At 41.9% G+C, this 25,368-nt stretch carries 16 protein-coding genes; 13 read left to right on the top strand and 3 right to left on the bottom strand.

From position 1 onward, the window contains the following. The first annotated feature begins 139 nt into the window (after positions 1–139). From L4C37_RS01195 to L4C37_RS01255, 13 genes are all read left to right on the top strand, one after another. Positions 140–1,225 carry an AI-2E family transporter gene (locus tag L4C37_RS01195; RefSeq protein ID WP_137373424.1) on the top strand — a complete coding sequence of 362 codons (1,086 nt, stop codon included), beginning with the start codon at positions 140–142 and terminating at the stop codon, positions 1,223–1,225. 116 nt (positions 1,226–1,341) lie between these two features. Then, positions 1,342–2,364 (top strand): 16S rRNA (guanine(1207)-N(2))-methyltransferase RsmC, encoded by a 1,023-nt coding sequence (gene rsmC / locus L4C37_RS01200; protein ID WP_429767670.1) that lies wholly within the window; start codon positions 1,342–1,344, stop codon positions 2,362–2,364. A 215-nt stretch (positions 2,365–2,579) separates the two neighbouring features. Beyond that, positions 2,580–5,969, top strand: a complete 3,390-nt coding sequence (locus tag L4C37_RS01205) for a response regulator (RefSeq protein WP_137373422.1) — start codon at positions 2,580–2,582, stop codon at positions 5,967–5,969. A gap of 668 nt (positions 5,970–6,637) precedes the next feature. Continuing rightward, positions 6,638–8,320: an ABC transporter substrate-binding protein gene (locus L4C37_RS01210; RefSeq protein WP_137373421.1), complete on the top strand. Its 1,683-nt coding sequence runs from the start codon at positions 6,638–6,640 to the stop codon at positions 8,318–8,320. A 170-nt stretch (positions 8,321–8,490) separates the two neighbouring features. Next, positions 8,491–9,477: an ABC transporter permease gene (locus L4C37_RS01215; protein WP_137373420.1), complete on the top strand. Its 987-nt coding sequence runs from the start codon at positions 8,491–8,493 to the stop codon at positions 9,475–9,477. 2 nt (positions 9,478–9,479) lie between these two features. Then, positions 9,480–10,505, top strand: a complete 1,026-nt coding sequence (locus L4C37_RS01220; protein ID WP_137373419.1) for an ABC transporter permease — start codon at positions 9,480–9,482, stop codon at positions 10,503–10,505. A gap of 2 nt (positions 10,506–10,507) precedes the next feature. Beyond that, positions 10,508–11,488 (top strand): ABC transporter ATP-binding protein, encoded by a 981-nt coding sequence (locus L4C37_RS01225; protein ID WP_137373418.1) that lies wholly within the window; start codon positions 10,508–10,510, stop codon positions 11,486–11,488. 108 nt (positions 11,489–11,596) lie between these two features. Continuing rightward, positions 11,597–12,592: an ABC transporter ATP-binding protein gene (locus tag L4C37_RS01230; protein ID WP_372264889.1), complete on the top strand. Its 996-nt coding sequence runs from the start codon at positions 11,597–11,599 to the stop codon at positions 12,590–12,592. A 93-nt stretch (positions 12,593–12,685) separates the two neighbouring features. After that, complete coding sequence (locus L4C37_RS01235; RefSeq protein WP_429767671.1) at positions 12,686–14,422, top strand: glycoside hydrolase family 9 protein; 1,737 nt, start codon at positions 12,686–12,688, stop codon at positions 14,420–14,422. A 2-nt stretch (positions 14,423–14,424) separates the two neighbouring features. Beyond that, on the top strand, positions 14,425–15,300 hold the full coding sequence (locus tag L4C37_RS01240) for a glucosamine kinase nucleotide-binding domain-containing protein (protein ID WP_429767672.1): 876 nt from the start codon (positions 14,425–14,427) through the stop codon (positions 15,298–15,300). Positions 15,301–15,321: 21 nt separating this feature from the next. Then, on the top strand, positions 15,322–17,238 hold the full coding sequence (locus L4C37_RS01245) for a beta-N-acetylhexosaminidase (protein ID WP_429767673.1): 1,917 nt from the start codon (positions 15,322–15,324) through the stop codon (positions 17,236–17,238). 98 nt (positions 17,239–17,336) lie between these two features. After that, positions 17,337–19,742, top strand: coding sequence for a glycoside hydrolase family 94 protein (locus L4C37_RS01250; protein ID WP_429767674.1), 2,406 nt, complete (start codon positions 17,337–17,339; stop codon positions 19,740–19,742). Positions 19,743–19,809: 67 nt separating this feature from the next. Next, complete coding sequence (locus L4C37_RS01255) at positions 19,810–21,222, top strand: phosphoglucomutase/phosphomannomutase family protein (RefSeq protein ID WP_429767675.1); 1,413 nt, start codon at positions 19,810–19,812, stop codon at positions 21,220–21,222. 122 nt (positions 21,223–21,344) lie between these two features. Here the strand turns inward: L4C37_RS01255 and L4C37_RS01260 are convergent, their stop codons facing one another. The 3 genes from L4C37_RS01260 to L4C37_RS01270 form a co-directional block, all read right to left on the bottom strand. Continuing rightward, on the bottom strand, positions 21,345–22,373 hold the full coding sequence (locus tag L4C37_RS01260) for an ABC transporter ATP-binding protein (RefSeq protein ID WP_137373411.1): 1,029 nt from the start codon (positions 22,371–22,373) through the stop codon (positions 21,345–21,347). Beyond that, positions 22,373–23,998, bottom strand: coding sequence for an ABC transporter permease (locus L4C37_RS01265; protein WP_137373410.1), 1,626 nt, complete (start codon positions 23,996–23,998; stop codon positions 22,373–22,375). Before L4C37_RS01265 ends, L4C37_RS01260 begins: the two co-directional genes overlap by 1 nt. 102 nt (positions 23,999–24,100) lie before the next feature. After that, on the bottom strand, positions 24,101–25,114 hold the full coding sequence (locus L4C37_RS01270) for a Fe(3+) ABC transporter substrate-binding protein (protein WP_137373409.1): 1,014 nt from the start codon (positions 25,112–25,114) through the stop codon (positions 24,101–24,103). Positions 25,115–25,368 lie beyond the last annotated feature (254 nt).

A 25,368-nucleotide genomic window follows, 5' to 3' on the forward strand; every position in this document is an offset into this window, starting at 1 on the left:
GATCTCTTTACGCGGCTGCTGTTCTTCACTCTCGCACTTCTCATTCTTATTACAACATCCCATAATATAAACTCCTCATTGCTAACCATCTGTTTTACAGCCATTATAAACATAGAACGTTAATCGAGAGACCATCATCGTGTCAGAAAAAATTAAAATCACCTCCAGCCATTGGGTCATTATTGTTGCTCTACTCGCTGCAGCCTATGCATGCTACTTACTTATTGAACCTTATGTAAATTCAATAATAATGGCATTTATTATTTCTTTACTGATGTTCCCTATCCATGAATGGCTTGAAAAGAAACTCCCTAATAAAGCCAATACCGTGTCTTTGCTCTCTTGTATCATACTGACGTTTATTATTGTCATTCCCCTACTTGCCGTATTTGCCGCCATCGTTCAGCAAGGTTCTTTATTCTCCCAAAATACTTATCAATGGGTGACACATGGAGGCATCCAAACTCTATTCGAACACCCTCTCGTAGTTAAAGCCTTAGCATTTATCAATAACTATCTGCCATTTGATAATATTGAGCCTCAAGCTATCGCGCAAAAAGTGGGAGAGTTTGCGACAAGCTTCGGCTCTAAGTTAGTTGGAATTAGTGCAAAAATCTTAGGTGACGCAACCAACTTCCTGATGGACTTCTTCTTGATGCTATTCGTTTTATTCTTCTTATTAAGAGACCACGATAAGATCATCAGTGTCGTAAGACATATTTTACCGCTGTCACGCAGTCAAGAAGACAAATTACTGACAGAGATTGAAGAGGTTTCTAAATCTGCAGTAATGGGCTCGTTCTTAACAGCTATTGCGCAAGGCTTTGCTGGCGGGATAGGTATGTGGATTGCAGGTTTCCCAGGATTATTCTGGGGTACGATGATGGGCTTTGCTTCATTCATCCCAGTCGTTGGTACCGCTTTAATTTGGATCCCAGCCGCAACTTACCTATTCCTCACAGGCGAAACCACCTGGGCTATTTTCCTAACGGTTTATTGCATTGCTATTGTAGGGTCGATTGATAACTTACTTCGTCCACTTCTGATGCAAGGCAGCGCGGGCATGAATACTTTGATGATTTTCTTCTCACTGCTAGGTGGTATCCAGCTATTTGGTTTGATTGGTCTGATTTATGGTCCGCTGATTTTCGCAATCACGATAGTACTCTTTAATATTTATGATGAAGAGTTTAAAGATTTTCTCGATCAACAAGACAACAACTAATGACCTACTGCGCGCTTGTGCTCTAAGCGCAGCCAGCACACATTAAAACTTCAAGCTTAGGGCGGATTATGCGAAAATCCGCCCTCATTTTTGCTAACCATTCAACAGAGTGCCTTATGTCTGCATATATTGCTCCAAGCCAAATTGCTCAACGCCAACTCGCCTATTTCGAAGGCAAACATGTTCTAGTAGCTGGCGAGTCGGAAGATTTATTTCCGGTTGAACTGGCAAAGCATTGTGAAACTGTATCTGTTTTTACATCAAACTATAGCTATTACCGTCAACTTGATGGGTATAATTCGATTCAACGTTTCTATGGCACTGAATTGACGCAAGAGACAAAAGCAAATTTAGTATTACTCTACTGGCCAAAAGCTAAGGCTGAAGCTGAATATTTGTTAGCGATGATCTTCGCTAAATTAGGCAAAGATACGGAGATCGTCGTCGTCGGTGAAAACCGTTCTGGCGTTAAGAGCATTGAAAAGATGTTTAGCCCCTACGGAAAAGTAGTCAAATATGATTCAGCCCGCCGCTGTTCATTTTACTGGGGACAATGCTTCGAACAACCGGCAAAGTTTGATCTACAAGATTGGTTCAAAACCTACTCTGTAAATATCGGCGACCAAAATTTAACAGTAAAAAGTTTACCTGGTGTCTTTAGCCATGGTGAATTTGATGTAGGCAGCCAACTGCTATTAGATAGCCTACCTTCGTTAAGTGGGAAAGTGCTCGACTTTGGTTGTGGTGCTGGTGTTTTAGGTGCCGTAATGGTTTCAAGAAACCCTGATATTGAGCTAGAGATGTGTGATATCAGTGCTTTCGCCGTCGCTTCTAGCCAAGCAACCCTAGAAGCCAATGGTCTACAAGGGAAAGTCTTCGCCTCTGATGTCTATTCCGACACCTCTAAAGACTATCGATTTATTATTAGTAACCCTCCATTCCATTCAGGTTTAGATACAAGTTATAGCGCTACGGAAACCTTATTGGCAAAAGCTCCTAGTCAATTAAATAAAAAAGGCGAGCTTATAATCGTAGCCAACAGTTTTTTAAAATACACACCAATCATTGAGCTAGCTTTCGGTAAATGTTCGACGCTAAATAAGACGACTAAATTCGCGATATATCACGCTAACAAATAAAACATTCTATTTAGTGCAGGGATTTCCCTGCACTAAACGCTTAGATTATCTGCAATATCCTATAAAAGTGCGCCTTCGCACACGCTTTAAATACCACTTACTTGTCAAAGTAAAAAAACTCGTTAATTTCGTTAAATTAGGACCCATTCATTCGATTCTTTGTACTGTTTCTCAGCTATGTGAGCCGTACTTTAAAGGGAAGTTGTACCTTATTTATGTTCAGATTCTATCGAAAACAGAAGTTTAAGCGCCTTCAAAATACCCTAATGCTTGCATTTCTTGTTCTTAGTATTACCCCTGTCACTGTCATCGCCTTCTTCTTTCTTCAATCACACAGTGCGGACCTACAAGAACAAAGTACCTCTCATTTAGTTTCAGTGAGAGATACTAAGCAGCAGCAAGTCACCGATTACTTACAAGCACAAGAGTCACAGGTCATTGGATTTGTACGCTCCGAGCTCGCCATAGCCAGTGGTGGACGTTTTTATGGACTAGTTAATGCATTTCAACGGCTTGGTCTAGATATAGATGAGGCTAGAGAAAATGCACAACAACGATATATCCAAGGATCTGGCAACCAGATAAAAACATCAATCCTTCCTGAATCAAGCAGTTACGTAGGAAGCGAACGCTACCGTCTGCTTCATAAGCGCTACCATCAAGCCTATCTTGAATTATTAAAACGCTCTGATTTTGATGATATTTTACTTGTCGATATCAATGGTAACGTCACTTACTCCGTCTATAAGAATGACAATTACGGTACTAATTTAACAACCGGTGTATATAAAGACTCTAATTTAGGGAAAACATTTACGCGATTGAACCAAGACGTGATAAGCAAACGTAAGTCGAATGAAGACTATACGCCTATCATTGTTTCTGATTTTGAATTAGAAAATGGTAAGCAAAGTGCATGGCTCGGAGCGCCTATTATTCAACAAGGTTACCTGCACAGTTACGCAATGTTTAGGCTGCCAAACAATGGCATCACAAACCTTATCGCCGACCTCAACAAATCATCAAATATGCATTCTCTTTTAGTGGGTAGTGACCACTTACCTCGTAGTTTAGCTCATAGCCAAGAGTCGATAAATTTAAGCCTTGAGGTTGTAGATAAAGCCTTAGCCGGTGAAAATGCAGTAGGTACTTTTAATAATGCACTAGGTGAACCGACTATTGCAGCATACACCCCAATTAAGCTTAAATATGCAACCTGGGCTCTTGTGGTGGAACTACCTGAAAAAGAAGCTTTTTCTCGAATATATCAACTCGAAAAAATATTTATTATCACCATGCTTACTGCCATTATTTTGGTAGTAGTTGCTTCTCACTACCTTTCTAATTTCATTACTTCCCCACTTCTAAAGTTAACTTGGGCTGCAGAAAAAGTATCGGCTGGTGATTTGGATGAAGCAATGATCAACATGGAGCGAAAAGATGAGATTGGACGCCTTGCAGTAAGCTTTGAAAGAATGCAGCGCTCTATTCGAGAAAAAATACTCCTGATAAAAAGCCAAAACCAAGAACTTGAGGATAACTTAAAAGTCATCCAAAAGCAGAATGACGACCTTCAACTTGCCAATAAGCTTAAAGATGAATTCTTAGCCACAACATCTCATGAGTTAAGAACTCCATTACACGGTATGGTCGGTATCGCTGAAGCTTTGATCTCAGGAGCAAACGGTCCTATCCCTGCGAGTCAAAAGTACCAACTCGACATTATTATTAACAGCGGACAACGCTTAACCACCTTGGTCGATGATCTGCTGGACTATCACAAGATGCGCTATGGCAGCTTAGACATCAACAAATCAGCCGTAGACCTTTCAGCCGCCACCAGCTTAGTTTTAGAACTTTCCCATCACTTATTGGGCAATAAACCGATTCGCATTATTAACCAAGTGCCAAATGACCTAGCACTTGTATCATCAGATCCTCAGCGACTTGAACAGGTGATGTATAACTTAGTTGGCAACGCCATTAAATATACTACTGAAGGTAAGATTGTCATTTCAGCCAGTATTATTGATGACAACATTCGCGTGCAAGTTGTGGATACTGGGCAAGGAATTCCTGCGGAATATTTAGACCATATTTTCGAACCGCTCATTCAAGCTGGTCAAGATGCAAATCGCTATAGACAAGGTGCAGGTCTAGGATTATCAATTAGCCGCCAACTTATCGAACTAATGGGTGGCTCACTGTATGTAAGCAGCCAAACCATGGTAGGGACTACCTTTAGCTTTACCCTTCCACTTGCATCAGAAGAAGAAATAGCAGCAACTAGCCCTGCTAATCCTTTTTCCCACTTCCAAGCGCCAGAAATTATTGAAAACCATCAGCTAGATGCCTGTGTCATTGATGAAAACCCTGATGGTCCGTTATTAATTATTGCCGACGACGAGCCTGTAAACCTGAGAGTTCTGGATAGCTTCTTAAAAATAGAAGGCTACAGAGTTCGTACAGCAAATGATGGCCCTGAAACTATTGAACTAATAAAGAAAGAAAAGCCTGAACTTTTATTGCTCGATATCATGATGCCAGGAATGAGTGGCTATCAAGTTTGTGAAACCCTCAGAAAAGAATTCGATCACGCACAACTACCTATCATAATGCTCACGGCTCTAAATCAAACAGAAGACCGCGTAAGAGGCTTTGATGTTGGTGCAAATGACTACTTATCAAAACCATTTAATAAACAAGAGCTTGCAGCAAGGATTACTGCACATTTATCCGCAAGCAAGGCTGAACAACGCCGAGTAGAAAATGATCAACTGCAGCAAGAGCTGAAGCAGAGAGCACTGGTTGAAGCGAACCTGTTAGAAACACAAGGAAGGTTACTAGAACAGCTAGAGTCCGCGCCAGAGGCAATTATTTGTATTCGAGATGATAAGCACATCCGTTTCGCGAACGAAGCTGCGACCAAACTATTCAGAAGAAGCCAGGAACAACTGAAACGCTCTAGAGCTGATGAAATTATTGCGCCGAAATACTTAAATGTGGAACAGGCGCACTATTGCGGCGACATCGATATATACATAAATGATACAAGGCAGCATATATCAACGGATATTCTCAAGCTTCCACAAGGCTCAGGGTTAGATTCCATGTATATTTTCAATGTTGGAGGCGGGGTTAATTCAGCTCGAATTAATAACCTAGAGACAGCTGTAGAGGCACTTTCTAGCTATGCATTCGAAGGGGACAAAGATAAATTACAGCAACTTAAAGAGCTTGGTGGAGAGTTTACTCGCATTGCGGATAAAGCCGCTGGTGAAGGTAAAAATAAGCAAGACATCATGCGAGAAGTCTTAGTTGAAGCTATGACTAACTCACTAGATTACTGGGAATCAGTAACTGGTGAAAGTAAGTTCGCTTTTGCGGAGAAGAGCCAACTATGGCGAGTCTATCTAGATAGAAGCACTTTACAAACGAGAACACTAGATAAGTACTTGCGCGTAGAAACGCTGCCTAAGACTCCTAGATGGCGTACAGTGCTCAGTTCAATTGAATTTATTCTAGAGCACTGTAATGAACAAAGCCCTGAGCGTACCCACATCGAAGCACTTAGAGATAAGCTCCAAAAACTACTGACTAGCTAAAGTTTTTTAACCACCAGAATCGATTTCAAGCCTGCGTTCCGCAGGCTTTTTTTTAGATAGAAGTTAGTGCCTTTCTTCACTGAAAACTTATTAATGTATAAATAAACCTCAGTTATTTAACTTGGTAAATTAACATGGATTTATATGAATTTATCACCCATCAAAAAACTCTAATTTCCGTTATTTAGCTTAATAACCCTACTCATTACTCGAGTTTGCGAACTTAGTCACGACAGAACGGCAGATTTAATTTTTCAAGATAAATTAACGAAAATTCATTAAGTGACCTTGATCTACAAATACTTGCAATTACAAAAAAACCTCAAAATACATAGAACAACAAGTAAGTAACCACTTACAAATATAATTCACCCAACACCTTATTGCGACACATATCAACACGGCAGTTTGGCTCACTTTTCAACCAAACTTAATGTTTTTAACGAGAATAACGAGACAAGAGGTGCTTTTGACGTTTTTAACGTAAATCTAGTTTGCCAAATCTCTCCATTCGGTGTTTTCTAAGGGTGCCCAAGGCCTACAGGCCACTCTTAACGCTTCAAGAGGAAGCGAAAATCTAAGAGGTAGGCCTTAAAAAGAATGTGTCTTGTTAGATTAGATAACATTCAATCCATTAGTGAAATGAAAGCAAATAGTAAGGAACAGCTATGCTTGCCAATATAAAAAAAACAGCACTAGCAACAGCAATTATTGCAACTGCTACGACAGGTTTTGCATCAGTAGCAACCGCTGCAGAACGCAGTGAACTGACTATCCACCCGAAGGAATTTACTACTTTCGTACGTAACTTTAACCCGTACTTAGGTGCTACTAACCTTCATACAACAACTGACTTCTTATATGAGCCTCTTGTTGTATTTAACGAAATGCACGGTAACACGCCGGTTTTCCGCTTAGCTGAAAACTACAAAATGTCTGATGACTTGATGAGCGTGACTTTCGACATTCGTAAAGGTGTTAAATGGTCTGATGGCGAAACATTCTCTGCTGATGATGTTGTTTTTTCTTTCAACCTAGTAAAAAACAAGCCTGAGCTTGACCAAAGTGGTATCAACTCTTGGGTTTCTAGCGTTGAGAAACTGAACGATAACCAAGTTCGCTTCCGTCTAACTGAAGCAAACTCAAATGTGCCTTACGAAATTGCTAAAGTACCTGTAGTACCTAAGCATATTTGGAAAGACATCAAAGATCCTGCAACGTTTACTAATGAAAACCCAGTAGGTTCAGGTCCGTTCACTGAAATTGATACTTTCACAGCTCAACTTTACATTCAGTGTGAAAACCCGAATTACTGGGATGCTGATAACCTAGACGTTGACTGTTTACGTGTACCTCAAATCGCTAACAATGACCAATTCCTTGGTAAAGTTGTAAACAGCGAAATGGACTGGACGTCTTCATTCGTACCAGACATTGATCGTACATACGCTGCTGCAAGTCCTAAACACCACTACTGGTACCCGCCAGCAGGTACTCAAGCATTCGTAGTTAACTTCAAGCACCCAGACGCTGCTAAAAACGAAGCGCTAAGCAATGTTGACTTCCGTCGTGCATTCTCTATGGCTCTTGACCGTCAAACAATCATCGACATCGCATTCTACGGTGGCGGTACAGTGAATGACTTCGCATCTGGTCTAGGTTACGCATTCGAAGCATGGTCTGACGAAAAGACTCACAACAAGTACAAAGGCTTCAACACGTACAATGCTGAAGGTGCTAAAGACCTTCTAGCAAAAGCTGGCTTTAAAGATGTAAACAAAGATGGCTTTGTTGACACTCCATCTGGTAAGTCGTTCGAGCTAATGATTCAATCGCCAAACGGCTGGACTGATTTCAACAACACAGTTCAACTAGCAGTAGAGCAATTGAATGAAATCGGTATTAAAGCGAAAGCTCGTACACCTGATTTCTCTGTATACAACCAAGCGATGCTTGAGGGTACATACGACGTAGCTTACACAAACTACTTCCACGGTGCTGATCCATACACTTACTGGAACAGTGCTTACAACTCAGCACTACAATCTGGTGATGGTATGCCTCGTTTCGCGATGCACTACTATGAAAACAGCAAACTAGACGGTCTTCTAAACAGCTTCTACAAGACAGCTGATAAGAACGAACAGCTAGAAATTGCACATGGTATTCAACGTATCATCGCTGAAGATCAAGTAACAGTTCCTGTTCTATCTGGTGCTTACATGTTCCAGTACAACACAACTCGCTTTACGGGTTGGTGGAACGAAGAAAATCCAAAAGGCCGTCCAAACATTTGGGCCGGTATCCCAGAGCGTCTACTTCATGTACTGGACCTAAAACCAGTTAAATAAGTAATCGTTCAATCTTGGCGGCGTAACTTCTTACGCCGCTTATAAAAATCCCCCGCAGTCTTAATTGAATGTATGGCGCTTGTCGTCAGGGGGTTTTTCGTTCCAAATTTCGCTAGGAACGACCTGAAACCAGAAACAGGGAAACAATCTGGGTGAGTAAGGTGTGAGTTATGGGTTATTTTTTAAGACGTTTGTCATTTTATTTTGTCGCGCTGTTAGTTGCTGCGACGTTAAACTTTATTATTCCGCGAGCAATGCCTGGTGACCCAGTTACCATGATGTTTGCTAACGCTTCAGTTCAAGTAACACCAGAGCGTATCGCTGCCATGAAAGAGCTTCTTGGCTTTGTAGATGGCGGATTACTTGTTCAATACATCGCATACATGAAAAACATTCTAAGCTGGGAGCTTGGTACATCTATCCAATTTTACCCGCTTTCAGTTAATACACTTCTAGGTGGAGCATTTGGTTGGTCTCTATTCCTAGCCGGTACAGCTGTAATCTTGTCATTCTCGATAGGCTCAATACTCGGTATTTTTGCTGCTTGGCGCCGTGGTAGTAAGTACGACACATTTGTTACTCCAGGGATGCTTGTTATTCAAGCTGTTCCTCAGGTTGTTATCGCAATGCTTGCGATGTTCACTTTCGCAATCGGATTAAAATGGTTCCCGACTGGTTACGCTTATACCGCAGGTACTCTACCTGACTGGACAAGCTGGGAATTCATCAAAGATGTCTTATATCACGCAGCTCTTCCTCTATTTTGTGCTTCTGTCGTTCAGATTGGTGGCTTCTTAGTGAACATGCGTAACAACATGATCAACTTACTGGCTGAAGACTACATCACAATGGCTAAGGGTAAGGGGCTAAGTGAAAACCGAGTGGTATTCAACTACGCAGCTCGAAACGCAATGCTACCAAGTGTAACGGCTTTATCTATGTCTCTTGGTATGGCAATTGGTGGTCAGCTTATCATCGAAATCATCTTTAACTACCCAGGTCTAGGCAGCGTTCTTTTCAACGCAATCACAGCTCGTGACTACCAAGTTCTACAAGGTCAGTTACTTATCATGACGCTATTTATGCTGTTCTTTAACTTACTAGCAGACATGCTTTACGTTGTACTTGACCCTCGCCTACGTAAGGGAGGTAAATAATCATGAAAGGTATTATCAAACTAATTTGGGGAAACCCTGTAGCACTAGTTGGTGTTGTGATTCTAAGCGTATTTTTATTCATCGCTTTAGCAGCTCCACTGGTTACTAAGCACGCCCCTGATAAACGAACGGGCAACCCACATGAATACCCAGGTTTTGTTGTTAAATCAGCACAAGCTAATCCAGATGGTTGGATTGCTACAAACCTAGCAGATGACCGACGTACACTAATCATGTCGAAAAAAGCAGACCATGTATTAGGCACTTCTCGTATGGGTCGTGATATCTGGTCACAAGTAGCTTACGGTGCACGAGTTTCTCTAGCGGTAGGTTTTGGTGCTGGTCTAACAGTTTGTTTCTTTGCAACAGTAATAGGAGTTTCCGCTGGCTACTTCGGTGGTCGTGTTGATGACATCTTAACCGCGGCAATGAACATCATGTTGGTTATCCCTCAATACCCGCTTCTATTCGTAGTAGCAGCATTTGTCGGGGAGGCCGGTCCATTAACCATTGCATTGATAATTGGGTGTACATCCTGGGCTTGGGGCGCACGTGTTGTTCGCTCACAAACTTTAGCCTTACGTGAGAAAGAATTTGTTAAAGCGGCTGAAGTTCTAGGTGAATCATCGTTCCGAATTATCTTTGTGGAAATTCTTCCAAACCTAATTTCGATTGTAGGTGCGAGCTTCATTGGCTCTGTAATGTACGCAATCATGATGGAAGCAACTATCTCATTCTTAGGTCTTGGTGACCCGAATACAATTAGCTGGGGCATCATGCTGTACAACGTACAGACATCATCTTCAATGCTGATTGGCGCATGGTGGGAATTACTGGCTCCTTGTATCGCCCTGACATTCCTTGTAACAGGACTGGCGCTACTTAACTTCGCTGTTGATGAAATTGCTAACCCGCAATTACGTTCACACAAAGGTATGAAACGCTGGAAGAAACTAGCGGCACAAGACAAGTCTGAGCGTGAGCCAGAACTACCACCACAAAATGCACTTTGGAGCGGAGATAAATAATCATGTCTAATCCACTAATTTCTGTCCGCAACTTATGCGTAGACTACATTACTGAAGCTGGCGATGTCCGAGCTTGTAACAATGTTAGCTTTGATATTGCCCCTGGTGAAGTCCTAGGGCTAGCTGGAGAATCTGGATGTGGTAAATCCACTGTCGCTTTCTCTCTGATGCGCCTCCATAAGCCGCCAGCATTCATTTCAAGCGGTGAGGTTATTTTCAACGGTGAAAATATCCTGGAGTACAGCGATGACCGTATGCAAGCGTTCCGCTGGAGCGAAATGTCGATGGTTTTCCAAAGTGCGATGAATGCGCTAAACCCTGTATTGCCAATGGCTGAGCAGTTCTGTGACGTAATTATGCGTCACACGAGTATGACTCGTGAGCAAGCGCTAAAGCGTGCTGGTCAATTGCTTGAAATCGTTGATATTCACCCTAGTCGATTAACCGATTACCCACACCAGTTCTCTGGTGGTATGCGTCAACGCTTAGTAATTGCCATTGCATTAGCACTGAATCCAAAACTGATCATCATGGATGAACCAACAACAGCACTAGACGTTGTGGTTCAGCGTGAGATTCTTCAAAAGATCTACGCGCTTAAAGAAGAGTTCGGTTTCTCGATTCTATTCATCACGCATGATTTGTCTCTAATGGTCGAGTTCTCTGACCGTATCGGCATCATGTATTCAGGTGAGTTAATCGAAGTGGCTAATTCACAGGATATTTTAGAAAACCCTTATCACCCGTATACCAAAGGGCTGGGAAGTTCATTCCCTCCTCTTACGGGACCAAAAACCAAACTAGCCGGCATTCCAGGTAACCCTCTAAATTTACTAGAGATACCACAAGGCTGCCGCTTCCAAGCTCGTTGTGACCGTGTACATGAAGCATGCACAAAAGTCCCAACAACATTGCGCACTATTGACCCAGGGCACTTATCAAACTGCCATTTATACGGCGAAATAGCACATAGCAAACTATAGCTTAGCGAGAAGATAGCTTGTCCGCTGGAAACGGCGGATATAACAACTAGCGAGCATATAGCCGCAATAGAACAAGCTTGGTAGTAATAAGGATTTCTGGAGACAATTATGAGCAAAGAATTCGGTCAATTATTGGTAGAAGGCAAGAATGTCGTAAAAGACTTCCCAATAAGCAGTACCACTATACAAACCCCTATGATGCGTGCAATCAATGACGTGTCTTTCAAAATGTATAAAAGCCGCGGTTTGGCTGTAGTTGGTGAATCCGGCTCAGGTAAATCAACAACGGCTAAAATGATTGCCAAAATGTACGCTCCATCAGGCGGAACCATTGAGTACAAAGGTCGTGATATACAAGATATTTCAAGTAGAAAAGATCTTATGCACTACCGCGAAGGTGTGCAGATGGTTTGGCAAGACCCGTTTGGCTCTCTAAACCCAACTCACAATATTTTTCACCACATTGCTCGTCCACTGCTTATCCATAAGAAAGTGACTCCGGGTAACAAGAAAGAGCTTGAAGAGCGAGTTTACGATCTTCTTGAGCAAGTTGGTCTTATTCCGCCAAAAGAAACCGCAGAAAAGTACCCTCACCAGCTTTCTGGCGGTCAACGTCAACGTGTCAACTTGGCTCGTAACATTGCAGTCGGAGCTGAGGTTGTTTTAGCGGATGAACCGACATCAATGCTAGATGTATCGATTCGTGCTGGTGTTTTAAACTTAATGGAAGAAATGAAGTTTGAGAAACAAATGTCTCTGCTTTATATCACTCACGACATCGCAACGGCACGTTACATTGCTGAAGACCTTTCAGTTATGTATGTCGGCCACATGGTTGAATGGGGCGATACTGATGACGTCATCGCTAATCCACAACACCCATACACTCAACTTCTTGTTTCAGCAGTGCCAGATCCTAAAAAGTCGATCCATGAAAAACTTGCAGGTAACAAAGGTGAAATTCCTCTTTGGACACCAGAATCAGCAGGTTGTCCTTTCGCAGGTCGTTGCACTCAAGTCATGGATAAATGTAAAGAACGCTTACCAGGTGTCACTCAATTAGCTGATAACCACTTTGTACGCTGCTACTTGCACGAAAGCTAACATTAAATCCAGTTAGGGCTTAACCGCCCTAACTCTTTGTATCCAAAATAAAAGTACCTAGCCAAAAGAAACTAGGACTGTCGGAGAATATTGATGCAGTTACTCACTAACCATATTGGCTATGAATCTAGCGGCTTTAAACAAGCGATTCTACAAACCCAAAAAGAGCGCTTATCAAGCCATTCAGTATTGCTCGTATGTGCTGATGACCACGTGACTGTAGACACTTTTGAATTGGTTAAAAGTGGTCAGGTTGCCAATTGGCATCAAGGGCAGTTTTATACCATAGATTTTACTGCTATTTCTAAGATTGGCCGCTATTACCTACGTTTCGATAATTTACGTTCTGAAGTGTTTTCTATTAGTGAAAATTTGCTTATCGACTCGACATTTTCTGATGTTCTACATTATTTCAAATCACAGCGATGCGGTGGGATCTTTGATAAAAAAGATCAGCACGCCAAACTGCTGAATTCGGACACTCACGTTGATGTACGTGGAGGTTGGTATGACGCATCCGGTGATGTGAGTAAATATTTCAGCCATTTATCTTACGCGAACTATCTAAACCCGCAGCAGATTCCAATGGTTGTTTGGAGTATGTTGAAGAGTTTAACGCTTACAAGTGAACACACTCTTTTTCCGAAATTTTCCACAACTCGCCTAACCGAAGAAGCACTTTTCGGTGCTGACTTTTTAGTCAGAATGCAAAGCCCAGATGGCTACTTTTACATGACTGTTTTTGATAAGTGGAGCAAAGATATCGAACAAAGAGATATCTGCGCATATGCGACTCAAGAAGGTCATAAAACAGATGATTACCAATCAGGGTTTCGCCAAGGCGCTGGTGTTGCGATTGCAGCTTTAGCATCTGCATCGGCTTTAGAAGTGTCTGGTGAATTCTCCAGCCTAGAATACCTAGACGCTGCAGAACGTGGTTACTGCCACCTGAAAGAGTACAACCTTCAGTATTTAAATGATGGTGTAGAAAACATCATTGATGAGTATTGCGCACTGCTAGCTTCCACAGAACTTCATCGCGTAACTGAAAAGGAAGAATACCTTTTAGAAGCAAGAGTTTGGGCTAAACGCTTAATAAACCGTCAAATGACAGACCGTAATTTCAGTCACTTCTGGTCAGCAAACTCAGACGGTAGTCGCCCTTATTTCCACGCTGCAGAAGCTGGTCTACCTGTCATATCTTTATGCGAATTTGTCTCTATCGAAACCGATACAGAATCCAGACAAGAAGCTATAAATGCCATTGAAAATGCATGCCATTTTGAAGTGTCAATTACCGATGCTGTAACGAATCCATTTGGCTACCCAAGACAATACGTCAAATCAGTTAATAGTGACAAGAGAGATGCTTTCTTTGTCGCGCAAGACAATGAAACAGGCTATTGGTGGCAAGGTGAAAATGCACGTTTAGGGTCATTATCCTCTATGGCTTACCTAGCTCAACCACACATCCAAGATCCAAAATTGAAACAGCGTTTATCTAAATTAGCGCAAAACAGCTTAGATTGGATTTTAGGTCTTAATCCGTACCACATGTGCATGTTAGACGGTCATGGACATAACAACCCTGACTACCTGCCTAAGCTTGGTTTCTTCAATGCTAAAGGCGGAGTTTGTAACGGTATTACTGCTGGGTTCGACGACGAGCAAGACATTGCATTTAACCCTCCGGGCCAAAAAGATGACATGCTTCAAAACTGGCGCTGGGGTGAGCAATGGATCCCTCATGGGGCTTGGTTCTTACTTGCAACTGCGTGTCAGTTTAACCACCTAACATCGAACAATCTCATTTCAGATAAGGAGCTATAACCATGACTCTTTACTATGTAGGAATAGATGGCGGTGGTACCTCCTGTCGTGCTCGAATCAGAGACAACAATGGCACATTAATTGGTGAAGCAAAGAGTGGCAGTGCCAATATATTGCTTGGTGTTGAAGTCGCGATGGCATCTTTAACGTCAGCCATTACTGACGCAGCAACGAAAGGTGGGCTTGCGCTTAGCGACTTTTCTAATATGCATGTCGGTCTTGCTTTAGCTGGAGCAGAACAAAAGTCTGCATGGATTGATTTTATGAAGCTAGAGCACCCATTTGCAAGCATGACTCTTAATACGGATGCTTATGGCGCGTGTATCGGGGCACATAACGGCAGCGATGGCGCAATCATGATCGGTGGAACTGGTTCTTGTGGAATCTATCTTCAAGGTAAGACACAACATGTTGTTGGCGGGCGTGAGTTCCCAATATCAGACCAAGGTGGTGGCGCTGTGATGGGGCTACGCCTTATCCAACAAGTACTACTGGCTGAAGATGGTATTCGTGAGAAAACCGCGCTCTCATTGCATGTTATGAACCACTTCAATAACGAGATTGATGAGATCGTATCTTGGTCTAAAACTGCCATTCCAAAAGACTATGGTCAGTTCTCACCTGTCATTTTTCAATTAGCAAATGAAGGTGATGAACTTGCCATTGAAATGCTTAAACAAACCGCCGCTGACATTGAAATGTTTATCCTCGCCTTACACCGAAAGGGGGCACAAAAAGTATGCCTGATGGGCAGTATCGCTGAACGCATTCTAGATTGGTTATCGCCTCCTGTTCAGCAATGGATCGTACAACCTCAATTTGACGCTATCGAAGGCGCATTGATGTTTGCTGGCAAACCCGAACACAACTTGTATTAACAAGCTATACAAGGAAGGATTATGACATACCGCATCGACTTAGCTGTTTTATCTGAACAAAAGCAAACGTGCCGCTTTGGTTTAACTGTGCACAACTTAAGTGATATGAATGTGACTGACTGGTCACTGCATTTCGCTTTCGATCGTTTTATTCTTCCTGAAAGCCTTTCTCAAGGTACTCTCAAACAAGTAGGAAGTTTTTGCTCTTTTACGCCAGATACTACTCAGCTGAAGGCGAACAACCATTTCTATTTTGAATTTAGTATCCAGAGTGCCCCATTTAGATTCTATTCTGATGGCTTAAACGAAGCATTTATTCAATCTCAAGTACAGGGTGAGACTCAAGTATTACCTATCACCATATCGCCAATTGTTCTCGCCTCTCCATATCGAGAGCGCAGCACTATTGAGGATGTAGAAAGTGCTCAAATTGCAATTATTCCACAACCAAACTCTTTAACACAACATTCAGGATCTTTTACTTTAACTCCGGAATCAGGCTTGTTAGTAAAAACCACACTTGCAAAGAGTGCGATCACTTGGCTGACACAAGAGCTCAATGATTGCTTTGGTTTACACGTTAATGAGTCAGCTTCTGGTTCTATTACTTTTGCCAGTAACCCAATATTAGATGACGGTGAATACAAACTTTCAGTTACCAATGAAAGTGTTTCTATAGAGTCAGGAAGCCAATCAGGCTTTACTCATGCGGTCGCAAGTTTCATTCAATTAATCGAAGCTAAACAAGATTCAACCTTCTCAGTTACTAACTGCAAAATTGTAGATGAACCACGATTTAAATATCGCGGAATGATGCTTGACTGCGCGAGACATTTTCACTCCGTCGAACAAGTAAAACGTCTCATTAACCAACTTGCGTATTACAAATTCAATATTTTCCATTGGCACCTTACCGATGATGAAGGATGGAGAATTGAAATAAAAGCACTGCCAGAGTTGACTGAAGTTGGTGCATGGCGTGGCATAAAACATGCTATCGAGCCTCAATATACGCATTTATCCGAAACCTATGGCGGGTATTACACTCAAGAAGAAATAAAAGATGTGATTGCTTTTGCAGAGCAGCGAGGCATTACCATTGTTCCTGAAATTGATATTCCTGGTCACTGTCGTGCTGCCATAAAATCTCTGCCACATATGTTGGTTGAAGATGCGGATACCACTCAATACAAAAGTATTCAGCACTACACCGATAATGTCCTAAACCCGGGGCTCGCAGGTACTTATCAATTCCTTGATGCGGTCATTGAAGAAGTATCAGCACTCTTCCCTAGTGAACTTATCCATATGGGCGCTGACGAAGTGCCTCATGGCGTGTGGAGCGAAAGCCCAGCTGCGCAGTCAGTTATGCAAAAATATGGTTACCAAGATAGCAAGGATCTTCAAGGTCACTTATTCCGCTATGCCGAAGATAAGTTAAAACAACTAGGCAAGCGAATGGTTGGCTGGGAAGAAGCGCAGCATGGCAATAAAGTAAGTAAAGAAACCATCATTTATTCATGGCTAAGCGAAGAAGCAGCGGTGAATTGCGCACGACAAGGGTTTGATGTGGTTCTGCAACCAGGTCAATACACTTATTTAGACATGACTCAAGATTATTCTCCAGAAGAACCAGGCGTTGACTGGGCGTCTGTCATCCCATTAGAGCAAGCCTATAACTACGAAGCTTTATCAGATATTCCAGAAACAGATCCAATTAGAAAGCGCATTCGTGGAATTCAATGTGCTTTGTGGTGTGAAATTATTACGAATCAAGAGCGTATGGATTACATGATCCATCCACGATTAGGAGCATTAGCCGAAGGCTGTTGGACCTATAAAAACAACCGAGATTGGTTGAATTACCTGTCTCGATTAAAAGGGCATTTGCCTCTATTGGACCGTCTCAAAGTTCAATACCGCAACCCTTGGAAATAACGGAAAGCTGAAGACGGTATTACCGCCTCACAGCACAATAGAATCAATATTAGTACGATCAACTGCAAAAAGTGCAGTTTGTTAAAAAGGATATAACAATGAAATACGGCTATTTCGATAACGATAATCGCGAATACGTCATCACTCAACCAGACGTACCTGCGCCATGGACAAATTACTTAGGAACGGAGAAGTTCTGTACTGTAATTTCACATAATGCTGGCGGTTATTCATTCTACAACTCGCCTGAATATAACCGTGTTACTAAGTTCCGCCCTAACGGTACATTCGACCGTCCTGGGCATTATGTCTACCTTCGTGATGACGAAACTGGTGACTACTGGTCAATATCATGGCAACCAGTAGCAAAAAGTTTGGATGAAGCTAATTACGAAGTTCGACATGGCTTGTCTTACTCCAAATTTAAGTGTGAATACAGCGGCATTACGGCAACTAAGACACTATTCATTCCAAAAGGTGAAGATGCTGAAGTATGGGATGTAGTGCTTAAAAACAACACTGACAAGCCACGTACAATTAGTACTTTCTCATTCGTTGAGTTTTCATTCAGCCACATTCAATCAGATAACCAAAACCATCAAATGTCTTTGTACTCTGCTGGAACTGAATACAAAAATGGTGTGCTTGAATACGATCTTTACTACAACACCAATGACTTTGAAGGTTTCTACTACTTAGCTTCTACTTTTGATCCTGATAGCTACGATGGGCAGCGTGATAATTTCTTAGGCTTGTACCGTGATGAAGCAAACCCAATTGCAGTTGAACAAGGCAAATGTACGAACAGTGCTCAAACCTGTTACAACCACTGTGGCTCTCTGCACAAACAGTTTGTCATCCAGCCAGGTGAAGAAGTTCGTTTCGCTTATGTGCTAGGCATAGGTAAAGGCAATGGCGAGCGTTTGCGTGAGAAGTACCAAGATCTTGCTAACGTTGATGCTGCATTCCAAGGCATTAAAGATCACTGGAATGAACGCTGTGAGAAATTCCAAGTAAAATCGCCAAACGAAGGTTTGGATACCATGATCAATACATGGACGCTTTACCAAGCTGAAACCTGTGTGGTTTGGTCTCGATTTGCTTCTTTCATCGAAGTGGGTGGTCGTACAGGTTTAGGTTACCGTGATACTGCGCAAGACGCGATTTCGGTCCCTCATGCAAACCCAGAAATGACTCGTAAGCGTATTGTTGATTTACTCCGTGGACAGGTAAAAGCTGGCTACGGGTTACACCTGTTTGATCCTGATTGGTTTGATCCAGAAAAAGCAGACGTTGAACCATCTAAGTCACCAACCGTTGTACCTACACCATCTGATGATGACAAAATTCATGGCATTGATGATACGTGTTCTGATGATCACCTATGGATCGTTCCAACCATCATTAAATATGTGGTTGAGACAGGCGAACATAGCTTCTTCGATGAAGTGATTCCTTACGCTGATTCAGGTGAAGCAACTGTCTATGAACATATGAAAGCTGCGCTTAATTTCTCAGCAGAGTATGTTGGTCAAACAGGAATCTGTAAAGGTCTTCGAGCAGACTGGAATGACTGTCTGAACCTAGGTGGTGGCGAGTCCTCTATGGTGTCTTTCCTGCATTTCTGGGCACTTCAAGAGTTCCTAGATCTAGCTAAGTTCCGTAAGAACACCGCTGATGTAGAAAAATACACAGAAATGGCAGCAAACGTTCGTGAAGCTTGTGAATCACACCTTTGGGATGATGAAGGTGGTTGGTACATCCGTGGCTTAACGAAAAATGGTGAAAAGATTGGTACTGCTCAACAAGCAGAAGGTCGAGTACATCTAGAGTCAAATACCCTAGCTGTTCTTTCTGGAGCGGTTTCTCAAGAGCGCGGTGAAAAGGCAATGGATGCGGTAGATGAGAATTTATTCTCAGAATACGGTTTACACCTAAATTCACCATCATTCGCTACACCAAATGACGACATTGGTTTCGTGACTCGAGTTTACCAAGGCGTAAAAGAAAATGGAGCAATCTTCTCGCATCCAAACCCTTGGGCATGGGTTGCAGAAGCAAAACTTGGTCGTGGTGACAAAGCAATGAAGTTCTACGATGCTCTTAACCCTTACAACCAAAATGACATGATCGAAACACGTTACGCAGAACCATACTCCTACGTGCAATTCATCATGGGTAAAGATCACCAAGACCATGGTAGAGCTAATCACCCTTGGTTAACTGGTACATCAGGCTGGGCTTACTTTGCCGTAACTAACTTCATTTTAGGTGTTCGTACTGGCTTTGATGGTTTAACCATCGATCCTTGTATTCCAACAGATTGGCCTGAATTTGAAGTATCACGTCAATGGCGAGGAGCAACCTATAACATCACGGTCCAAAACCCAAATTCAGTCAGCAAAGGCGTTAAAACCACTACGGTTAATGGCGAAGCGGTTGAAGGCACGGTTCCTGTCCTTGAAGAAGGCAGCGTAAACGAAGTGATTGTCGTTTTAGGTTAATTATCACGGTATGGCAGCTTCACCAGTGGAGCTGCTACTTAAAAGTGATTTCCAAAAGGATTTTATAATGATCAAATTTGGTACTGGTGGCTGGCGCGCATTCATAGGTGAAGAATTCACTCGTGATAACGTACGTTTAGTTGCTCAAGCTCTTGCTAATATCATCAATAACGAAAATGCCGCTAATAACGGGTTTGTTATTGGCTATGACCGACGTTTTTTATCTGATAAAGCCGCTTGTTGGTTTGCTGAAGTACTAGCAGCAAATGAAATACCGGTCAGCTTTATTGATAAGTTTGTTCCAACGCCAATCGTAATGTTTAAAGCAAAAGAGATGGGATGCATTTATTCAGCATGCATTACTGCTTCCCATAACCCAGCAGACTACAACGGTATCAAAATCTTCATCGAAGGTGGACGTGATGCTGATGAGATCATCACAGAAAAGATTGAGCAGCAGATAGCAAACCTTACTCAAGAAAATGTAGTCAGGGTCGATTTTGAACAAGCGCTGAATGATAAAACCATTCAAGTGATCAACCCAATGAATGAATTTGTCGATTCAATCATTAACTTCATCGATATTGATGCAATAAAAAAAGCGAACCTTCGCGTGCTCATCGACCCTATGTTTGGCGTAGCAAAAAATGCCCTTCAGACAGTATTGATCAATGGTCGCTGTGATGTTGATGTGATCAACGATGGCAAGAACCCAGACTTTGGTGGCTTAATGCCATCACCCAATGCATCTACTTTATATCGACTGAAACACCTTGTAGCGGCTGAAGGTTACGATATAGGCATTGGTACGGATGGTGATGCGGACCGCCTTGGTATCATTGATGAAAAAGGTAACTTCATTCATCCAAATGAAGTACTACTACTTCTATATTACTACTTGCTGGAATACAAAGGCTGGAAAGGTTCCGTTGTTCGAAATATCGCAACCACACACCTTCTAGATAAAGTTGCGGCAGATCATGGTGAGAAGAGCTTTGAGGTACCAGTAGGCTTTAAGCATATTAGCTCCCAAATGGAAGCAGATGACTCCCTACTTGGTGGCGAAAGTTCAGGTGGACTTACCATTCGAGGTCATATCAAAGGTAAAGATGGAGTGTTTGCATCAAGCCTACTTGTTGAAATGATCAGCGTGACAGGTAAAAAACTCTCTGAAATGCTGGATGAAATCTATTCGAAATATGGCTATGCCTATACAGCAGAAGGCGATTGTACGTTCAAGCCCTCTCAAAAAGAGCAGCTTTACACACGCATTTACGTAGAAAAGCAATTGCCAGAATTTGAATATGAGATTGAAAAAGTCAGCTATGAAGATGGGGCTAAAGTGTACTTTAAAAATGGAGGATGGGTAATTGCTCGATTCTCTGGTACAGAACCACTTTTAAGAATTTTTGCTGAAATGGAAAACCAAGAAACTGCCGAGCGAGTTCTTCTGCAGGTTAAAGAGTTCCTATCACTTTAAGTACTTCTATATTAAGTACTGGTAGGTAACTCTCAGTCCTCCTTTGAGGCACCAAAGAAGAACCAATCTTGCCCGAAGCCCATAACATATCCAGAGTGTTCATGGTTTCGGGCTTTTTTCATTTAAAAGGCAAGCACACCGTGAGTGTCCACTTTTACCGCTACAGGTTGCCCTACTTCTAACGCCTCTGCAGAGGTAGCTAATAACTTTTGTCCATTAGCTTCTATTACGTAACGGCAATGATCTCCCATAAACTGCTGCTCTAGAACCGAAATAGTACTTTCAGTACCAGATGTCACCTGAATATGCTGAGGTCTAAGTAATAGCTCACAGTGAGCTTCTAAGCTTATTTCCGTCTGAGGTTTTGCTTCTATTACCCCTAAATCCGTTTCAAATTCTTGCTCTGAAACACGTTTAGCTTTTAGGTAGCTCCCACCACCAAGAAAGTCAGCTACAAATTTGCTTGATGGCTGGTAATACAACTCTGACGCCGAACCATATTGCTCTATCACACCATAGTTCATTACTGCCATTTTATCCGCGAAGGCAAATGCTTCTTCACGGCTGTGAGTAACAAAAATGGCTGTCACACCTTGCTTCTTAAAAATCTTACGAATTTCAGAAATCAACTCATGACGAACCTGGGTATCGATATTTGAAAATGGTTCATCTAACAAGAGTAAGTCAGGTTTATAAGCGAGTGATCGAGCAATCGCAACACGCTGCTGCTGACCACCTGACAATTGGTGTGGGTACCTATCGCCAAAGCCATCAAGATGCACAAGTTCAAGCATTTCTTGAACCTTATCTTTTTTAGATTGCTCACTTTCTTTTCGCAGACCAAAAGCTACATTTTCAAATACCGTTAAGTGCGGAAAAAGAGCGTAGTCTTGGAAGATCATGCCAATATTACGTTGCTCTGGTGGCAACCAATGCTTACCGTCATCAATCGTTTGGCAGTTAAGGTTCATAACCCCACTAGTTAATGGTAATAGCCCTGCAATTGCTTTTAGAAGGGTTGTTTTACCGCAACCACTTGCACCTAGCAGGCAAACAATCTCACCATGTTCAACTTCAAGTGACAACGACTCTAGAACTGTTTGAGACTCATACTGACAAGTTAGATCTTTTATTGATAATGCACAGCTCATTAGTGTTTCTGCTCCAGGGAACGGTTAACGATGACTAAAGGGACTAACCCAACTAAAACGAGTAATACAGCAGGCATTGCTGCCAGCTCTAAATGCTCATCCGATGCATAGTTATAGACATAGGTTGCGAGTGTCTCAAAATTAAATGGTCTCAAAAGCAATGCCGCATTGAGTTCTTTCATCGATTCAATAAACACTAAAAGTGCAGCAATTAATGCACCTCGTTTGATCAACGGAAAGTGAACTCGCCATAACATTTGATTGGTATTACACCCCATTGTTTTAGATGCCATATCTAAAGATGGAGAAACTTTACTCAAGCTACTTTCAATACTACCAATAGCCACTGCAGAAAAGCGCACCACAAGAGCAAAAATTAGAGCAAACATAGATCCAGAGAATATTAATCCTGGTCTACCCCACTCCATAGCTTTCGCAATATCATTCACTTTATGATCAAGGAAAATAACCGAGACCATCACACCGATCGCAAGCACTGTCCCTGGCACGGCATAGCCTAATGATGAAAACCTCATGAAGCTAGCACTAAGTTTGCTTGGACTCACACGATGATAGAAGTTCACAATTAAAGCGACGCTTACACCAATAACAGCAGCGCTTACAGAGACATACAAACTATTTAAAGCATAGTCTCTAAATTCAGCAGTCCAGCTCTGTGCAAAATATTTATATGAGTAAATGCAGAGTTGCATCAATGGCAGAATAAATGCGATACCAACCAAGCCCCAGCACCACAATAATGCTAGCCACTTTTTCCAACCAGTTAACACATATCGAAAGTCTTCATTACTACTAAATTGATTTTGAAATAATTTTTGTTTTCGACGGCTATAACGTTCAGCGCTCAGCAACAAAATGACAATTAGTAGCATGATTGCCGAAATTTTAGCTGCAGCATTGAGATTAGAATAGCCTAGCCATGTGTCATAAACCGCAGTGGTGAGCGTATTAACGGCAAAGTAGCTGACGGTACCAAAGTCACCAATCGTTTCCATGGCGACGAGAGACAAGCCTACTGCGATGGATGGTCGCACTAAGGGCAAGGATATTCGGCGGAAACTTTCCCAAGGAGAACACTTCAAGAGCCGTGCAGATTGCAGTAAAGAAACATTTTGTTCCATAAATGCTGCGCGACAAAGCAGATAAACATAAGGATATAAAACTAATGCTAAAACAACTGTCGCACCAGCTAACGTTCGAATATCAGGGAACCAATACTCCCCCGGACCCCAGCCTGTAATATCTCGTAGGAATATCTGGATAGGTCCAGCAAAGTCGAACCAGTCAGTAAAAATATACCCGATAATGTAACCTGGCATTGCCAATGGAAGAACAAGCGCCCATTGAAGCCATTTTTCACTTGGCAGACGACACATCGCCATGAGCCACGCACTTGGAATACCCAAAAGAAGAGTTAAAGCCATAACACCCACCACTAACACAACAGTGTTATAGGCATAGGTAGGCATGACGGTCGAAAGAAGATGACTGAACACTTCATCGGTTTCGCCAATGGCAGTATAGAAGATCGCTAAGATCGGCAAAACCAGCAGTAAAGCAAAGCTTCCACTACTGGTTTTTAATAGAGAGTTTTTTTCTTTCATTAGCCCAATTTACAACAAGGCTTTATGACACATAAATGCGTTTGCAAATACATCTCATATCCCTTTAAAAAAATAGGGGTACAGTTATACCCCTAGTTCCGATTAAAGGTCAAATTTCACTTCATCTAGAAGCTTGATTGCAGCTTCGTGATGATCTGCAATTTGGTCTAGAGAAATTGTATCTGCTTTGAATTCACCCCAAGAAGCCACAAGCTCAGAAGGTTTAACATCAGCTTTTACTGGGTATTCGTAGTTTACTTCTGCGTACATACCTTGTGCTGTGTTGCCAGATAGGAATTCCATTAGTTTAACTGCATTCTCTTTATTCGGAGAGAATTTAGCCATTGCCATACCAGAAATGTTTACGTGAGTACCCGTTGTTTCTTGGTTAGGGAAGTTGATGTAAACAGCGTCAGCCCAAGCTTTTTGCTCTTTATCATTAACCATTTTGCCTAAGTAGTAGCTGTTACCAAGAGAAACGTCACATAGACCTTCTTTGATAGCTTTAACTTGTGCACGGTCATTACCTTGAGGCTTACGAGCTAGATTTGCTTTTACGCCTTCTAGCCACTCTTTAGTTTCCGCTTCGCCTTTATGAGCAATCATAGAAGATACTAGAGAAACATTGTATGGGTGCTTACCGCTACGAGTACAGATTTTACCTTTGAATTCAGGTTTAGCTAGATCAGCGTAAGTGAAATCTTCACCTAGACGACCAACACGGTCACGTGAAGAGTAAACGCTACGAGTACGAGTAGTTAGAGCAAACCACTCATTGTCAGTATCTTGGTACTGAGCTGGGATGTTCTTTTCTAGAACATCGCTGTTTACCGCTTGAACTAAATCTTTTCCAGTTAGCTCAGATAGACGGCTGATATCAACAGTCAATACCACATCTGCAGGGCTGTATTCGCCCTCTTGAGCTAATTTTTCTGCTAAACCTTTTTTAGCAAACTTAACGTTTACTTTAATTCCAGTTTCTTTAGTGAATTCATTGAACATTGGTTCAACTAAGAATGGTTGGCGGTAAGAGTATACGTTTACTTCTTCCGCAGCCATTGCCGTTGGAGCAAATGCACTGCACGCTAAAGCTGAAAGAGTTAGCAGTTTTTTCATTAGTAAAATCCTTTATATCGAAATGATAATGTCTATCAGTTGCGTTATTATATTCATCATTAGTCTAATTTCAATGTTTATCATCAAAAAAAGCCCCACGAAAACTCCTTGTACCCCCTCACTATTTTGTAACAAATCTTTACGTTCTTTACAGATTATAGAGCGATAAGTCATTCTCCCCTTGGTTATTTAACCAAAATTAAAAAGCCCGCTTATTTGTAAGCGGGCTTTGTTTTACTTAAATAAACTCTTCA

Origin of the sequence: Vibrio kagoshimensis (genome assembly GCF_050337535.1) — a bacterium.
Lineage (GTDB): Bacteria > Pseudomonadota > Gammaproteobacteria > Enterobacterales > Vibrionaceae > Vibrio > Vibrio gallaecicus.

What these genes read in the sequence shown, in the direction of transcription:
- L4C37_RS01230 (WP_372264889.1), top strand. Translation starts at nt 11,597, where the DNA reads ATGAGCAAAGAATTCGGTCAATTATTGGTAGAAGGCAAGAATGTCGTA.
- L4C37_RS01270 (WP_137373409.1), bottom strand. Translation starts at nt 25,114, where the DNA reads ATGAAAAAACTGCTAACTCTTTCAGCTTTAGCGTGCAGTGCATTTGCT.
- L4C37_RS01235 (WP_429767671.1), top strand. Translation starts at nt 12,686, where the DNA reads ATGCAGTTACTCACTAACCATATTGGCTATGAATCTAGCGGCTTTAAA.
- L4C37_RS01240 (WP_429767672.1), top strand. Translation starts at nt 14,425, where the DNA reads ATGACTCTTTACTATGTAGGAATAGATGGCGGTGGTACCTCCTGTCGT.
- L4C37_RS01255 (WP_429767675.1), top strand. Translation starts at nt 19,810, where the DNA reads ATGATCAAATTTGGTACTGGTGGCTGGCGCGCATTCATAGGTGAAGAA.
- L4C37_RS01245 (WP_429767673.1), top strand. Translation starts at nt 15,322, where the DNA reads ATGACATACCGCATCGACTTAGCTGTTTTATCTGAACAAAAGCAAACG.
- L4C37_RS01210 (WP_137373421.1), top strand. Translation starts at nt 6,638, where the DNA reads ATGCTTGCCAATATAAAAAAAACAGCACTAGCAACAGCAATTATTGCA.
- L4C37_RS01225 (WP_137373418.1), top strand. Translation starts at nt 10,508, where the DNA reads ATGTCTAATCCACTAATTTCTGTCCGCAACTTATGCGTAGACTACATT.
- L4C37_RS01250 (WP_429767674.1), top strand. Translation starts at nt 17,337, where the DNA reads ATGAAATACGGCTATTTCGATAACGATAATCGCGAATACGTCATCACT.
- L4C37_RS01260 (WP_137373411.1), bottom strand. Translation starts at nt 22,373, where the DNA reads ATGAGCTGTGCATTATCAATAAAAGATCTAACTTGTCAGTATGAGTCT.
- rsmC (WP_429767670.1), top strand. Translation starts at nt 1,342, where the DNA reads ATGTCTGCATATATTGCTCCAAGCCAAATTGCTCAACGCCAACTCGCC.
- L4C37_RS01220 (WP_137373419.1), top strand. Translation starts at nt 9,480, where the DNA reads ATGAAAGGTATTATCAAACTAATTTGGGGAAACCCTGTAGCACTAGTT.
- L4C37_RS01205 (WP_137373422.1), top strand. Translation starts at nt 2,580, where the DNA reads ATGTTCAGATTCTATCGAAAACAGAAGTTTAAGCGCCTTCAAAATACC.
- L4C37_RS01265 (WP_137373410.1), bottom strand. Translation starts at nt 23,998, where the DNA reads ATGAAAGAAAAAAACTCTCTATTAAAAACCAGTAGTGGAAGCTTTGCT.
- L4C37_RS01215 (WP_137373420.1), top strand. Translation starts at nt 8,491, where the DNA reads ATGGGTTATTTTTTAAGACGTTTGTCATTTTATTTTGTCGCGCTGTTA.